Genomic DNA, 14,793 nt, shown 5'->3' with positions numbered 1-14,793 from the left:
TAGACATCCGACCCATGTTGTACGGAATTTACAGAAAACACATCCACTATCTTCGGCAGTACCTTAGATGCCTGCAGTCTTATAGATGACCACAATAAAATTCGTGCCCCTATCGATACATCTCTGCGATAATTTGCAAAATTTCTGCAACAATCGGATCACGAACTTGTTCGTTCCCTAACTTGCGAAATATACTGGCAGCATATATTATGCTCTACACAAATTAGCACGCTCGTTCGAAAATTTCACGAAAGCAATTTTAGCCATGACACAAAACATCCTTGAACAGTATGGTCCACGCGATGCGATGGAATATGACGTCGTTATCGTTGGTGGTGGGCCTGCAGGTTTATCTGCCGCAATTAAATTAAAACAATTAGCAGCAGAAAAAGGCAATGAAGTGTCTGTCTGTGTTCTGGAAAAAGGCGGAGAACTTGGTGCGCACATACTTTCTGGCGCCGTCATGGATCCGCAAGCTTTGACGGAGTTATTCCCTAACTGGAAAGAACTGGGCGCACCGTTACATACGGAAGTGACAGAAGACCGTTTTTTATTTTTGTCTGAAACAAAAGCACACAAAACACCAAACTGGCTGTTACCAAGTTGCTTTCAAAATCATGGTAATTACATCGTCTCGCTGGCAAATATCGTTCGCTGGTTAGGTCAGCAGGCTGAGTCTCTTGGAGTGGAAATCTTCCCAGGCTTTACAGCCGCAGAAATTTTATATAACGAAGATGGCTCGGTAAAAGGCGTTGCAACAGGTAATATGGGCGTGAACCGTGAAGGTGAGCCAGGTCCGTCGTTCCAGTTGGGTATGGAGCTACATGCGAAATATACTTTATTCGCCGAAGGCGCTCGTGGACATCTGGGCAAGCAATTAATTTCTAAATACAACCTCGATAAAGATAAAGACCCTCAAACTTACGGTATCGGCATTAAAGAGTTATGGGAAATTGATCCTGCAAAACACCAACCCGGTTTAGTCATTCATACAGCAGGCTGGCCTTTGGATAGCAGTACCTACGGTGGTTCATTTCTCTATCACCTTGAAAATAATCAGGTTGCAGTCGGTTATGTTGTAGGACTTGGGTATGAAAATCCTTATTTGTCACCATACGAAGAATTTCAACGCTATAAAACTCATCCAGAAATCAGAAAATTTTTTGAAGGCGGCAAACGCATAGCATACGGCGCGCGAGCCATTACGGCTGGCGGTTTGCAGTCATTGCCTAAACTGACCTTCCCAGGTGGCGCATTGATTGGTTGTGATGCAGGGTTCCTCAATGCAAGCCGTATTAAAGGTAGCCACGCTGCAATTAAAACAGGCATGTTAGCCGCCAATGCAGTCTTTGATGCATTAGGAGAAAACCGCCAGTACGACGAAATCACTGCATACAGCGCTGCTTTTGAGCAATCTTGGTTGCATGAAGAATTACATAAGGCTCGTAATTTCAAACCTTGGATGAGTAAAGGATTGTATTTGGGAACATTGATGGTCGGTATTGATCAAGTTGTATTTGGCGGCAAGGCTCCGTGGACTTTACGCCATACACATGCAGATCACGAATGTCTGCGGCCAGCGTCAGAATTTCAACCAATCAACTATCCTAAACCTGACGGGAAATTAACGTTTGATCGATTGTCATCCGTATTCATCTCCAATACAAATCATGCTGAAGATCAACCTATCCATTTAACGTTGAAAAATACAAAGGTTCCAGTTGAGATTAATCTGGCTAAATATGCAGGGCCGGAAGCGAGATATTGTCCAGCAGGTGTTTATGAGTTTATGAAAACAGATGATGGTAAAGACCGTCTGCAAATTAACTCCCAGAACTGTGTACACTGCAAAACTTGTGATATCAAAGATCCAACACAAAACATCGTCTGGGTAACCCCAGAAGGTGGTGGTGGCCCGAACTATCCAAATATGTAATAAAAAAAGCCGCTAGAAATAGCGGCTTTTTTTATATGCTGATTGTCAATCAATATTCATTTCATCGAATTTGAGCACCACTGATTACTAAGAATTTTTTCTAACCAGAAAGTGCCGATGACGGTTTTGACATCAGTAATGTCCCCCTGCCTCACCCATTCCATCATTTGCTTAGGCGTAGCAGTAAACGTCTCCAGGAACTCCCCATCATCTAAAGACTTGAAACCTTCTCGCAAACCGCGAGCTATATATATTTCCAAATGCTCATCAGAGTAAGCAATCGCATTATGAATAGTACATAAATGCTGCCAATCGAGCGCTGTATAGCCTGTTTCTTCTCTTAACTCGCGTTTAGCACAATCAAGAGGATCCTCGCCAATGTCGATTTTTCCAGCGGGAAATTCAATAAAAACCTTGCCTAATGGGTATCTAAACTGTTTTTCCAGTAAAACTTTGCCATCATCAAGCACAGGAATGATGACTACCGCACCTGGATGTTTAATGTATTCACGGGTAGCAGTTTTCCCATCAGGAAGAGAAACGCTATCACGCTGCACGCGAAGAAAACTCCCTTCGTATGCAACAGTACCGTGTAATTTTTTTTCGTGGAGATCCGTCGTTGGAGAGAGATCATCAACCATTGGTTCGCCTCAGGTAGCGAAATACAAATCCGGGGAATGCCATTACCAAGAAAAGGCAGCACGTAATCGCATAAAATTCCCATGTCTGCGTAAAGCGATTGCCTAATTTTGATTCAAATAAAAATCCTAGAGCACCAATAAAAAAATACAAGACGACTAACTCAAACAAACGAAACCAAAGTGGCTTCCCCAAAAAAAAACGCTGCAACGCTATCAATGCGAAACAGCGCTCGTTAATAAAAGGAAGATTAGCCGCCAAAACAGCTAATCCTACAATCACCCAGCTATATATATTACTACCCAAAAGATATCACCTTAGGAAGCAAGGGTTTTGACAATTGCGACCGCACATGCAGACATTAATGCACCTGGAGCCAATCCCAGCAGCAGCACAGCAATACCGTTAATACTTAATACCAGACGTACATCCGCTGAAGCAGTAATAACGGCTGTATCAGTTGGCTCATCGAAATACATTAATTTAACAACACGCAAGTAATAGAATGTACCGATTAGGGAGAACAAAACTGCGACGACCGCCAGCCATACCTGATTCGTTGCAAGCACTGCTTGCAACACCGACAATTTAGCATAGAAGCCCATCATTGGCGGAATACCAGCCAAGGAGAACATTAACAACAACATCACGAATGCGAACCAAGGAGAACGTTTATTCAGGCCTTTTAAGTCATCCAGTGTTTCTGCTTCAAATCCTGAGCGCGCAAGCAACATTACAATACCAAACGTTCCCAAAGTAGTCATTACGTAGGTAATGCTATAAAACAACGAGGCACTGTAAGCATCAGCCGCTAAATTTGCATTTCCATTTGCAACGCCAGATAACATACCGAGCAACATAAATCCCATTTGAGAAATCGTAGAATAAGCAAGCATACGCTTCAAATTTGTTTGTGCGATCGCTGTCACATTGCCGATTGCCATAGACAACACTGCCAGCACAACCAACATCTGCTGCCAATCCACAGCCAACGGGAACAATCCTTCAACTAATAAACGGAAAGTAATCGCAAACGCTGCCAATTTCGGAGCACCGCCAAGTAACAAAGTTACGGCCGTAGGTGCCCCTTGATATACGTCAGGAACCCACATATGGAAAGGTACAACACCTAATTTGAAAGCGAGACCTGCGACAAGAAATACCAGACCAAATACAAGAATTGTTTTGTTCGCCGTAGCTGAAGCCGCGACCTTGGCCACCTCGACCAACTCCAACGAACCTGTTGCGCCATATAACATGGATATGCCGTACAACATGAAACCGGAAGCAAGCGCCCCAAGAATAAAATACTTCATGGCAGCTTCTGTCGATACAGTGTGATCGCGGCGTAATGCAACCAAAGCATATAAAGATAGAGACATCAATTCCAAACCAAGATAGATGATCAGGAAATTGTTGCCGGAGATCATAATCATTTGACCCAACAACGAAAACAACGCTAAAACATAAAACTCACCACCTAATTTGTCATTACTCATACCACGGTCAGTAACGTACTGGCGAGAGTAAACGAGCGTCATACCAACCGCAAGGTAAGAAAATAGTTTCAAAAGATTGGACATCGGATCAGAAACAAACATGTTGTTACTGACATAAACTGAGGTTCCATGATCTGAATTAGCAAATGTTAAGACGCCACAACCAAGAAGCGCCAGAATACTTAACATGTAAGTAATGTTGCGTTTGCTGTCAGCCAAGAACATGTCTATGAGCAAGATTGCACATGTTGCCAACAACAAAAATATTTCAGGATAAAGTGGTATCAGATTCATATTATTCAGTTCTACTAGCATTGATCTACGGCCACCAACTGTTTTCTAAAAAATAGCTAGTGGCATGCGTACTTAGGTAAAGTCCTTGATCAGGGCACTAATTTAGATGTCGCTACATGTTTCAGCAAATCGGAAACAGATACTTGCATTGCATCTGTAAATGGTGCTGGATAGAGACCCATAGCAATCACGGCGATCGCCAAAATGCCAAGCATAAAAAACTCGCGTTTATTAATATCAGTCAGATGAGCAACGTGATCATTCGTAATTTCACCAAAAACTACCCGTTTCACCATCCACAAAGAATAGGCTGCACCAAAAATCAGTGCTGTAGCAGCAAGCATTCCTATCCAGAAGTTAAATTTAACCGCGCCAAGAATAACCATAAACTCACCGACGAAGCCTGAAGTTGCCGGCAAACCACAGTTAGCCATAGAGAACAATACGAACAAGGCCGCAAATTTTGGCATGGTATTCACAACACCACCGTAGTCAACTATCTGACGAGAGTGGACGCGATCATACAACACGCCTATGCACAAAAACATTGCGCCAGAAATAAATCCATGGGAAATCATTTGCATAATTGCGCCTTGCAAAGACATGTCATTGAACATAAAAAAACCAAGAGTAACAAAGCCCATATGCGCGATAGAAGAATACGCAACCAGCTTTTTCATGTCTGCCTGTACAAGAGCAACTAAACCTATATAAATCACGGCAATCAAAGATAACGTGATCATAAAATTCGCCATGTAATGGCTCGCATCTGGAGCAATCGGCAAGGAAAATCTTAAGAAACCATATGCACCAAGCTTAAGCATAATAGCTGCCAACACGACCGATCCACCTGTAGGAGCTTCAACGTGAGCGTCAGGTAACCATGTATGTACGGGCCACATTGGTACTTTTACTGCAAACGCCATTAGGAACGCGCAGAAAATCATGATCTGTACTGACAAAGGCAATGGTAATTTATGCCATACCTGAATATCAAATGAATGCCCAGATTTCAAATATAAATAAATGATTGCAACCAAAGTCAGCAGAGAGCCGAGCAATGTGTAAAGAAAGAATTTAAATGCTGCATAAACGCGATTAGGTCCACCCCAAATACCAACAATGATATACATCGGTATCAGAGTAGCTTCGAAAAACACATAGAATAACAAGCCATCTGTCGCGCAAAATACACCAATCATCAGTCCCGACAAGATCAGAAAAGCTCCCATATACTTGGCGACCTGCTTCTCAATCACTTCCCAAGCCGCAATCACTACGATAACTGTAATAAAAGCAGTCAATGGAATCAGCCATAAGGAAATACCATCTATTCCGAGAGAATAAAAGACATTGAATTTCTCAATCCAGGAAAATTTCTCAACGAACTGCATCCCGTGAGCTGCATTATCAAAATTTCTGATAAGCGGTAGAGTAACAAAAAAACTTACGAGTGAACCAATCAAGGAAACACCACGCACTAAGCCGGGATTATTATCGCGACCGAACGCTAATACGAAAATACCAAATACGATAGGACACCAGATCGCAAGGCTAAGTATGGAAGAAGTTGACTGCATCATGATTATATTGTTTTAGCCGAGGTCACTTATTTAGCAAAAGGGAATGGCATGAAATACACAAGAAATGCCAAAACACCAAGAATCATTACAAACGCGTAGTGATAAATATAACCACTCTGGAACAAACGAATAACCCGAGAGAACCAAGCAACTAACTTAGCACTACCGTTGACGATCAATCCATCAATCAAACCTTTATCACCAATATTCCACAAACCGCCACCGAGTAATCTTGCACCGCCAGCGAATACTATTTCATTGAAACGATCCATATAGTATTTATTGTCAAGCAGAGTGTTAATTGCACGTGTATTTTCTTTAATAGCAGCCGGAATAGACGGCTTAACCATGTAGAAAACATAAGATGTCACAACACCTGCTAATGCCAACCAGAAAGGTAAGCTGGTCAAACCATGTATTGCCATCGCCAGTGGAGAATGAAATTCATGTTTTAACTCTTCCATCGCATGATGCGCTTCATGAACAGTAATTACCTTATCGAAGAAACCACCAAACAACATTGGCTCAATTGCGATATAACCGATCAAAACTGAAGGAATTGCCAACATAACCAACGGGAACCACACTACGAAAGGTGATTCATGAGGTTTTTGTCCAGGAGCCAAGCCATGATGATGGTTACCATGATCATCATCATGGTCGCCGTGATCATGATGATCGTGAGCATGTCCAAAATTTTCTTTACCATGGAATACAAGGAAATACATGCGGAAAGAATAAAATGCAGTTACAAATACACCCGCTAGAACGGCAAACTGAGCAAAACCAGCACCAGGTAAATGAGTCGCCTGCACCGCCTCAATAATGCTATCTTTAGAGTAAAACCCTGAAAATAGAGGCGTTCCTATCAAAGCCAAAGAACCTAACAGAGATGTGATCCATGTAATCGGCATGTATTTACGCAACCCGCCCATATTGCGGATATCTTGATCATGATGCATACCAATAATGACTGAACCTGCACCTAAAAATAACAAGGCTTTAAAAAATGCATGGGTCATCAAGTGAAAAACAGCAACAGAATATGCAGAAGCGCCCAAAGCAACTGTCATATAACCTAATTGCGATAAAGTTGAGTAAGCAACGACACGTTTGATATCGTTCTGAATAATTCCCAAAAAACCCATGAATAATGCGGTAATAGAGCCGATAACCAGAATGAAGGACAGAGCTGTGTCGGATAACTCAAACAAAGGTGACATTCTCGACACCATGAAGATACCTGCCGTTACCATCGTTGCAGCATGAATCAATGCAGAGATTGGTGTTGGCCCCTCCATTGAATCTGGTAACCATACATGCAAAGGAAATTGTGCAGACTTACCCATTGCGCCGATAAACAGGCAAATACAAGCTACGGTAATCAACATCCAATCAGTGCCAGGCAGAAGAATCTGAGACAGTGCTTCTTTTTTTGCAAATACTTCCGAATAATTCATTGATCCAGAATAAGCAAGCAGCAAGCCTATACCTAAAATAAATCCAAAATCACCAACACGATTGACCAAGAATGCCTTCATATTCGCATAAATTGCTGTTGGTCTCGTGTACCAGAAACCAATCAACAAATATGAGACCAAGCCTACAGCCTCCCATCCAAAAAATAATTGAAGGAAGTTGTTGCTCATTACGAGCATCAGCATTGAAAAAGTAAACAAAGAAATGTAGGAGAAAAACCGGTTATAACCTTCGTCTTCAGCCATGTATCCCATTGTATAAATGTGTACCATCAGAGAAACGAAGGTCACAACACACATCATCATTGCGGTTAAATTATCAACCAAAAACCCAACTTCCAATTTCAAACCAGCAACTTGCATCCATTGATACAAAGTTTGATTATAAATAGGTGCGCCATCTATTAGTGCATTCAGCGTCATACATGAAATGACGAAAGCGACGAGTACGCCAAGAATTGTTGCTGTATGCGAGACTTTACGCCCGACTACATTTCCGAAAAACTTGGTGCCCAGCAAGCCGGCAATGGCAGATCCTGCCAATGGCGCCAGAGGTACAGCCAATAATAGTTGTGGGTTAAGTTGCCCCGCCATGATGACCCTTTGTTAGCTTGTTACTTTTTTTAAATCGCTAGCGAATAATGGAATGAACTGAGTAAATACCAATCCTCGAACATTATCCTTTAAGTGCGTCCAGATCTTCAACGTTGATCGTATCCAGATTACGGAACAATACGACAAGAATAGCCAGACCGATTGCAGATTCAGCGGCAGCAACCGTCAAAATAAAGAATACAAAAATTTGCCCTGCAGCATCGCCAAGATAATGTGAAAACGCAATAAAATTCATGTTAACTGCAAGCAGCATCAACTCAATTGCCATCAATAAAACAATGATATTTTTGCGATTTAAAAAAATACCAACGATAGAAATAGCAAATAAAATTGCACCGAGAACAAGATAGTGTGTCAACGTTACGGCCATATTATCCCTCTTGTTTTTCTGTCGATACATTAACTGCACGGTCGGATTCTGCTTTCATCCGCACAATACGAACGCGATCTGAACTCTTCACTTTTACAGCTTTAGCAGGATCAAAATATTTGCTGTCTTTTCTTTTTCGTAATGTCAGCGCTACTGCTGCAACGATCGCCAATAACAAAATTGCAGCTGCAACCTCAAACGCTAACTGGTAGCGAGTAAAGATTGCTATACCAAGATTTTTAGTGTTGCCAATAGTCTCTGCAGAAGCAGGAACATGGTTATCAGGTCGTAAAAAACCATGCCAAAGCACAGCTGACATTTCCAACACAATGGCGACGCCTACTGCAGCAGCCAGTGGGAAATGACTCCAGAAACCTTCTCTAAGCTTGTCAAGATTAATGTCCAGCATCATCACAACAAACAAAAAGAGAACCATGACTGCGCCAACGTAAACCAAAACCAGAACAATTGCCAAAAATTCTGCTTTCAACAACAGCCATATACCTGCTGCGGAAAAAAAAGATAATACGAGAAAGAGTGCAGCATGGACTGGATTACGTGCAGTAATCACTTGTACTGCAGCCAATGTAAGAATTGCTGCAAATATATAAAATAATACGGTGGTAAATTCCATGTTGAAATCTGTCCTGTTAGCGGTATGCAGCATCAGCTGAACGTGCTGCCGCAATTTGTGGTTCGTAACGATCACCTACTGCCAGCAACATCTCTTTTGTAAAATAAAGATCGCCACGCTTTTCACCGTGGTATTCAAATACATGCGTTTCAACAATTGAATCCACAGGGCAAGATTCTTCACAGAATCCACAAAAAATACATTTGGTCAAATCAATATCGTAACGTGTGGTACGGCGAGTACCATCTTCACGTTGGTCAGACTCAATCGTGATTGCCATTGCTGGACAAACAGCCTCACATAACTTACAGGCGATGCAACGCTCTTCTCCGTTTGGATAACGACGCAAAGCGTGAAGGCCTCGAAAACGAGGCGACTGCGGTGTTTTTTCTTCTGGAAATTGCACGGTAATTTTACGTGCAAACATATAACGACCAGTGAGTGCAAGTCCCTTGATCAATTCACGCAGCATCAAGCTGCCAAAAAAATCTTTAATTGCTTCCATTTTTTTAGCCTCTTACTTCCAAATATTCCAGGAGGTTTGCATCCATGCTGCAACGATTACCAAGTACACCAACGTCAATGGGATGAATACTTTCCAACCTAACCGCATGATCTGATCGTAGCGATAACGTGGGAAAGAAGCACGTGCCCAGATGAAAAGCGATACCACCACAAACGTTTTGATCCCTAGCCAAATCCAGCCTGGAACCCAGTTGAATATAATGGAGTCCAGAGGCGCAGACCATCCGCCCAAGAACATCAGCGATGCCATCGCGGAAATCAAAATCATGTTCGCGTATTCCGCCAGGAAGAACATGGCAAACGACATACCGGAATATTCCACCATGTGTCCCGCAACGATTTCAGACTCACCTTCAACAACGTCGAATGGATGACGATTGGTTTCGGCAATACCTGAAATCACGTACACCACGAACATAGGAAGCAAGGGCAACCAATTCCACGAAAGGAAATTCAAACCCATATGAGCAAAATATCCTTTTGTCTGTCCATTAACGATGTCAGTCATGTTCAAACTACCTGAAACCATCAATATAATAACTAAGACAAAACCCATTGCAATTTCGTACGATACCATCTGCGCAGATGCACGCATGGCACCTAAAAATGCATACTTGGAGTTGGATGCCCATCCAGCGATGATGATGCCGTAAACCTCCATCGAAGTAATCGCCATAATCAGCAATAAACCAGCATTAACATTCGCTAATACTGTTTCAGGGCCAAAAGGAATTACCGACCATGCTGCTAATGCTGGCATGATGGTCATGATTGGAGCAAGTACGAATAAGACTTTATTAGCCTTAGCCGGGATAACAATCTCTTTTAACAACAGCTTCAGCGCATCCGCGATAGGCTGCAATAAACCCGCAGGACCAACACGATTTGGACCAAGACGAATATGCATCCAACCTATCATCTTGCGTTCCCATAAGGTCAGATAAGCTACGCACCCCATGACAGGCAAGGTGATACAAACAATTTTTATCAATGTCCAGAGAGGGAACCACAATGCGCCGAGATAATGCTGACCCATTTCCTGAATAGCGAGCAATAAATTCATTATGCACGCTCCAATTTGATAGAACCAAACATTCCATCCAGATTTGCTGTCAAGGTATGGCCAGCAGCAATTCTGACAACATTATCAGGAAGAGATTTATCAATTCCCACGGGAATCAAAGTTGAACCTGATTTACTGAGCTTCACCATATCGCCATCTGCAATACCTAACTTGCCAGCATCAACTTGGTTGATCCATGCTTGCGGTGCACGTGCGTCAGCAGTTAATTGCAAAGATTGCGCCCTACGAACAATAGCATCTGTACTGTAAATGCCAACATCAGCAATACGCTCCATACCCACATTAGCTATAGAGGAAACAGCGGGAAGCAACTTGGCAAAATTATTTAATTGTGCAGTCAAATCGGTTTGCGTCAACACGGTGTCCCGGACAGCTTCTACCGTTTCAAAATCGAAATTTTCCAAGCCCAGTAAATTACCTAGTACACGCAAAACTTTCCATCCTGGACGGGTATCACCAAGTGGCTTTACTACACCGTGGAAACTTTGCGCTCTTCCTTCGCAATTAACGAATGTACCAGCAGTCTCGGTAGATGGCGAAACAGGCAACAATACATCAGCATAGTCAGCGCCATGTTTGAATGGCGACATAACAATAACCATATCAGCCTGATCCAACACTGTTTTTGCTTGCACCGGGTAAGCACTGTCCAACAAAGGTTCTGCGTGCAAAACAATGTAAGCCTTTTTGGCCTCAGTAAATACAGGCTTTGCATTATTGGCAGGAATCGCATTTGCCAAGTAACCACCAACTGTGTTGGCTGCTTCTGTCAGGTAACCAAAATCACTACCTGTCTTTTCAGCAATCCATTGGGCCAGTGCATGCAATTGCGATGCTTCAGGATGATAGGACGCTGTGTTCCCCAAGAAAATACCCGCATTACCTGCCAACAGGCTCGTCGCAATGGCTTCTGCTTTTACAGACGCATGTATTGCCTCCAGACCAGCTGGTTTGACGATTTCTTTTTTTGCTGCAACAGCTACGGCAACTTCGGCCAAGAATGCCGACCACAGAGAAGGAGCCACTATCGCATTATTAGCTAATTTGATGAGTTGCTCATCATCAGTTGCATTCAATACACTGAGCTTCGCACCCATTTTTACCGACTGACGCAAACGTGCAGCCAACAAAGGATGATCTTTACGCAGGAAAGAGCCGATTACCAATACATTTTTCAACTGAGCAAATTTGGCGATACTAGTACCCAGCCAAGGTTTGACACTGGAATTCAGAGTGAAGTCCGACTGACGTAGCCTGAAATCAACATTATCAGAACCCAGTCCACGAACGACGCGTTGCAATAAGGTCAGCTCTTCGAGTGTGGCGCTTGGTGCAGCAACCGCAGCAATAGCATGAGCACCATGTTCATGCTTGACGTTACGCAAGCCATGCGCAACATATTCAAGAGCTGTTTGCCAATCAGTCTCTTGCCATTGACCGCCTTGTTTAATCATGGGCTTAGTCAGACGCTCTGGACCGTTCAACGCTTCGTAAGAAAAACGATCTTTATCAGAAATCCAGCACTCATTAATCTCTTCGTTTTCCAGCGGAACTACGCGCATCACTTGATTGTTTTTCACCTGAACAATCAGATTAGAACCGAGGCTATCATGAGCACTGACCGATTTACGGCGAGATAATTCCCAAGTCCTGGCAGAATAACGGAAAGGTTTCGATGTCAGCGCACCAACCGGACACAAGTCAATCATGTTGCCAGATAATTCGGAGTCAACTGTTTTGCCAACAAAAGATGTGATTTCGGAGTGTTCTCCGCGATTCAACATACCTAATTCCATCACACCAGCGACTTCTTGACCAAAACGTACACAGCGCGTGCAATGTATGCAACGACTCATCTCTTCCATTGAGACTAATGGGCCGACATCTTTGTGAAATACAACACGCTTTTCTTCCTGGTAGCGGGAAGTGGTACCACCATAACCGACCGCCAGATCCTGTAACTGGCATTCGCCACCCTGATCACAGATGGGGCAGTCCAGCGGATGATTAATCAGCAGAAATTCCATCACCGCTTTTTGTGCTTTTACTGCCTTATCACTCGAAGAACGAACGATCATACCTGGAGTGACGGGAGTCGCGCAGGCAGGCAAAGGTTTTGGTGCTTTTTCAACCTCAACCAGACACATGCGACAGTTTGCCGCAATAGATAATTTTTTGTGATAGCAAAAGTGCGGGATGTATGTGCCAAGTTTATTGGCAGCATCCATCACCATACTACCTTCTTGGACTTCGACTTTTTTGCCGTCTATTTCGATTTCAACCATGGTCTACTCTAAGTGTGCTAACCGAAGCTGGCTTACATGTAAGTGGGAACCAAGCAATGTTTATGCTCGATATGATATTCAAATTCTTCGCGGAAATTTTTAACAAACGCACGCACTGGCATTGCTGCCGCATCACCCAAAGCGCAAATTGTTTTGCCTTGAATGTTATCGGCAATGGAATTCAACATATCCAGATCTTCTGGTCTGCCTTGGCCATTTTCAATTCGGTGAACCATGCGATACATCCAACCAGTCCCTTCACGGCATGGAGTACACTGACCGCAAGACTCTTCAAAATAAAAATAGGACAAGCGTAACAAGGACTTCACCATGCAACGCGTATCGTCCATTACGATGACTGCACCAGAACCAAGCATGGAACCAGCTTTTGCAATGGAGTCGTAGTCCAAATCAGTATTCATCATCACATCGCCCACAATCACAGGCGCTGATGAACCTCCAGGAATGACTGCTTTAATTTTCTTACCGCCACGCATGCCGCCAGCTAACTCAAGCAATGTTGCAAATGGCGTTCCCAGCGGAATTTCGTAATTACCAGGACGCTCCACGTCACCAGATATCGAGAAAATTTTTGTACCACCATTATTTGGTTTTCCTAAAGCGGCATAATTCTCACCACCCATAGCAAAAATAAATGGTACGGCAGCAAATGTCTCCGTGTTATTGATCGTGGTAGGCTTACCATACAGACCAAAACTAGCAGGAAAAGGTGGTTTGAAACGCGGCTGACCTTTTTTTCCTTCCAAAGATTCTAACAACGCTGTTTCTTCGCCGCAGATATATGCTCCATAACCATGAAAAGCATGCAGCTGAAAATTAAATTCAGAACCGGCGATTTTGTCGCCAAGCATATTAGCTGCTCGCGCCTCTTCTAGTGCCTCTTCAAAACGATCATAATCCGCAAAAATTTCGCCATGAATATAGTTATAACCAACTGTAATGCCCATAGCATAAGCACCAATTGCCATGCCCTCAATCAAAGCATGCGGATTATAGCGAATGATGTCGCGGTCTTTAAATGTACCTGGCTCACCCTCATCAGTATTACAAACAAGGTATTTTTGACCAGGAAACTGGCGCGGCATGAAACTCCATTTCAAGCCAGTAGGAAACCCAGCACCACCACGCCCTCGCAAAGAAGAAGCCTTTAACTCAGCAATCACTTGCTCAGGCGGAATTTTTTCAGCAAGAATACGTTTCAATGACGCATAGCCACCGCGCGCCACATAATCTTGCAAATGCCAGTTTTTACCATCCAAGCCAGCCAATATCAAAGGCTTAATATGGCGATTGTGCAGACTCGTCATTATTTACCCGCTTCTTTCAATTCATTGACCAGACCATCAATTTTCTCATTGGACATGAAACTGCACATACGCTTGTTATTGACCAGCATCACAGGCGCATCACCGCAGGCCCCCATGCATTCGCCTTCAACCAGAGTGAATTGGCCATCTGCCGTAGTTTCTCTGTAATCAATACCCAGTTTTTGCTTCAAATGATGTGCAGCACGCTCTCCACCTGATAAAGCACATGGAAGATTTGTACAAACTGAAATTTTAAATTTTCCGACTGGTTTAGTGTTGTACATGTTGTAAAACGTCGCAACTTCTTGCACTGCTACTGCAGGCATACCAATGTAATCGGCCAAAGTCTGCATAACGTCCGGAGATACCCAACCGGTTTCATCTTGCGCAATTGCCAACGCAGCCATCACAGCGGACTGTCGCTGGTCAGCCGGGAACTTTGCCAGTTCGCGATCAATTTTTTTAAACGCCTGCTCTGATAACACCATAGCTAATGCCTCGAATCAACGCCCTTCAAGGGCAT

At 43.2% G+C, this 14,793-nt stretch carries 13 protein-coding genes; 1 reads left to right on the top strand and 12 read right to left on the bottom strand.

Annotation, left to right across the window (positions count from 1 at the left end):
- Positions 1-307 precede the first annotated feature (307 nt).
- Positions 308-1,936 (top strand): electron transfer flavoprotein-ubiquinone oxidoreductase, encoded by a 1,629-nt coding sequence (locus ACO0LB_RS17595; protein WP_423051476.1) that lies wholly within the window; start codon positions 308-310, stop codon positions 1,934-1,936.
- Positions 1,937-1,992: 56 nt separating this feature from the next.
- Here ACO0LB_RS17595 and ACO0LB_RS17590 read toward each other — a convergent pair whose 3' ends face one another.
- From ACO0LB_RS17590 to nuoE, 12 genes are all read right to left on the bottom strand, one after another.
- A complete protein-coding gene (locus tag ACO0LB_RS17590) occupies positions 1,993-2,577 on the bottom strand; it encodes an NUDIX domain-containing protein (protein WP_423051441.1) in 585 nt (194 codons plus the stop codon).
- Positions 2,570-2,881 (bottom strand): DUF2818 family protein, encoded by a 312-nt coding sequence (locus ACO0LB_RS17585; protein ID WP_423051439.1) that lies wholly within the window; start codon positions 2,879-2,881, stop codon positions 2,570-2,572. The genes ACO0LB_RS17590 and ACO0LB_RS17585 overlap by 8 nt, the downstream gene beginning before the upstream one ends.
- A gap of 11 nt (positions 2,882-2,892) precedes the next feature.
- Entirely contained in the window at positions 2,893-4,368 is a 1,476-nt protein-coding gene (gene nuoN / locus ACO0LB_RS17580) for an NADH-quinone oxidoreductase subunit NuoN (RefSeq protein ID WP_423051474.1), read from the bottom strand.
- Between the two features lie 89 nt (positions 4,369-4,457).
- Positions 4,458-5,951, bottom strand: a complete 1,494-nt coding sequence (locus ACO0LB_RS17575; RefSeq protein WP_423051437.1) for an NADH-quinone oxidoreductase subunit M — start codon at positions 5,949-5,951, stop codon at positions 4,458-4,460.
- A 26-nt stretch (positions 5,952-5,977) separates the two neighbouring features.
- Positions 5,978-8,023, bottom strand: a complete 2,046-nt coding sequence (nuoL, locus tag ACO0LB_RS17570; protein ID WP_423051435.1) for an NADH-quinone oxidoreductase subunit L — start codon at positions 8,021-8,023, stop codon at positions 5,978-5,980.
- Between the two features lie 82 nt (positions 8,024-8,105).
- Complete coding sequence (gene nuoK / locus ACO0LB_RS17565; RefSeq protein ID WP_423051434.1) at positions 8,106-8,414, bottom strand: NADH-quinone oxidoreductase subunit NuoK; 309 nt, start codon at positions 8,412-8,414, stop codon at positions 8,106-8,108.
- 1 nt (position 8,415) lies between these two features.
- Positions 8,416-9,048 carry an NADH-quinone oxidoreductase subunit J gene (locus ACO0LB_RS17560; protein ID WP_423051432.1) on the bottom strand — a complete coding sequence of 211 codons (633 nt, stop codon included), beginning with the start codon at positions 9,046-9,048 and terminating at the stop codon, positions 8,416-8,418.
- Positions 9,049-9,064: 16 nt separating this feature from the next.
- The gene (gene nuoI, locus ACO0LB_RS17555; protein ID WP_423051430.1) at positions 9,065-9,553 is read right to left on the bottom strand and encodes an NADH-quinone oxidoreductase subunit NuoI; all 489 of its coding nucleotides are present in this window, start codon (positions 9,551-9,553) and stop codon (positions 9,065-9,067) included.
- A 12-nt stretch (positions 9,554-9,565) separates the two neighbouring features.
- Positions 9,566-10,636: an NADH-quinone oxidoreductase subunit NuoH gene (gene nuoH, locus ACO0LB_RS17550; protein WP_423051428.1), complete on the bottom strand. Its 1,071-nt coding sequence runs from the start codon at positions 10,634-10,636 to the stop codon at positions 9,566-9,568.
- Entirely contained in the window at positions 10,636-12,942 is a 2,307-nt protein-coding gene (gene nuoG / locus ACO0LB_RS17545) for an NADH-quinone oxidoreductase subunit NuoG (RefSeq protein WP_423051426.1), read from the bottom strand. Before nuoG ends, nuoH begins: the two co-directional genes overlap by 1 nt.
- A gap of 32 nt (positions 12,943-12,974) precedes the next feature.
- A complete protein-coding gene (nuoF, locus tag ACO0LB_RS17540) occupies positions 12,975-14,270 on the bottom strand; it encodes an NADH-quinone oxidoreductase subunit NuoF (RefSeq protein ID WP_423051424.1) in 1,296 nt (431 codons plus the stop codon).
- Positions 14,270-14,758, bottom strand: a complete 489-nt coding sequence (nuoE, locus tag ACO0LB_RS17535) for an NADH-quinone oxidoreductase subunit NuoE (protein WP_423051422.1) — start codon at positions 14,756-14,758, stop codon at positions 14,270-14,272. Before nuoE ends, nuoF begins: the two co-directional genes overlap by 1 nt.
- Between the last annotated feature and the right edge of the window lie 35 nt (positions 14,759-14,793).

Source organism: Undibacterium sp. SXout7W, from assembly GCF_049339385.1.
GTDB lineage: Bacteria > Pseudomonadota > Gammaproteobacteria > Burkholderiales > Burkholderiaceae_D > Undibacterium.
Note: the sequence above shows the minus strand (reverse complement) of the source record. Positions and strands in the feature narration are given on the sequence as shown.

Bases quoted from the DNA above. Each gene is read 5' to 3' on its own strand.
- ACO0LB_RS17595 (WP_423051476.1), top strand. From the start codon at position 308: ATGGAATATGACGTCGTTATCGTTGGTGGTGGGCCTGCAGGTTTATCT.
- ACO0LB_RS17590 (WP_423051441.1), bottom strand. From the start codon at position 2,577: ATGGTTGATGATCTCTCTCCAACGACGGATCTCCACGAAAAAAAATTA.
- nuoN (WP_423051474.1), bottom strand. From the start codon at position 4,368: ATGAATCTGATACCACTTTATCCTGAAATATTTTTGTTGTTGGCAACA.
- ACO0LB_RS17575 (WP_423051437.1), bottom strand. From the start codon at position 5,951: ATGATGCAGTCAACTTCTTCCATACTTAGCCTTGCGATCTGGTGTCCT.
- nuoL (WP_423051435.1), bottom strand. From the start codon at position 8,023: ATGGCGGGGCAACTTAACCCACAACTATTATTGGCTGTACCTCTGGCG.
- nuoK (WP_423051434.1), bottom strand. From the start codon at position 8,414: ATGGCCGTAACGTTGACACACTATCTTGTTCTCGGTGCAATTTTATTT.
- ACO0LB_RS17560 (WP_423051432.1), bottom strand. From the start codon at position 9,048: ATGGAATTTACCACCGTATTATTTTATATATTTGCAGCAATTCTTACA.
- nuoI (WP_423051430.1), bottom strand. From the start codon at position 9,553: ATGGAAGCAATTAAAGATTTTTTTGGCAGCTTGATGCTGCGTGAATTG.
- nuoH (WP_423051428.1), bottom strand. From the start codon at position 10,636: ATGAATTTATTGCTCGCTATTCAGGAAATGGGTCAGCATTATCTCGGC.
- nuoG (WP_423051426.1), bottom strand. From the start codon at position 12,942: ATGGTTGAAATCGAAATAGACGGCAAAAAAGTCGAAGTCCAAGAAGGT.
- nuoF (WP_423051424.1), bottom strand. From the start codon at position 14,270: ATGACGAGTCTGCACAATCGCCATATTAAGCCTTTGATATTGGCTGGC.
- nuoE (WP_423051422.1), bottom strand. From the start codon at position 14,758: ATGGTGTTATCAGAGCAGGCGTTTAAAAAAATTGATCGCGAACTGGCA.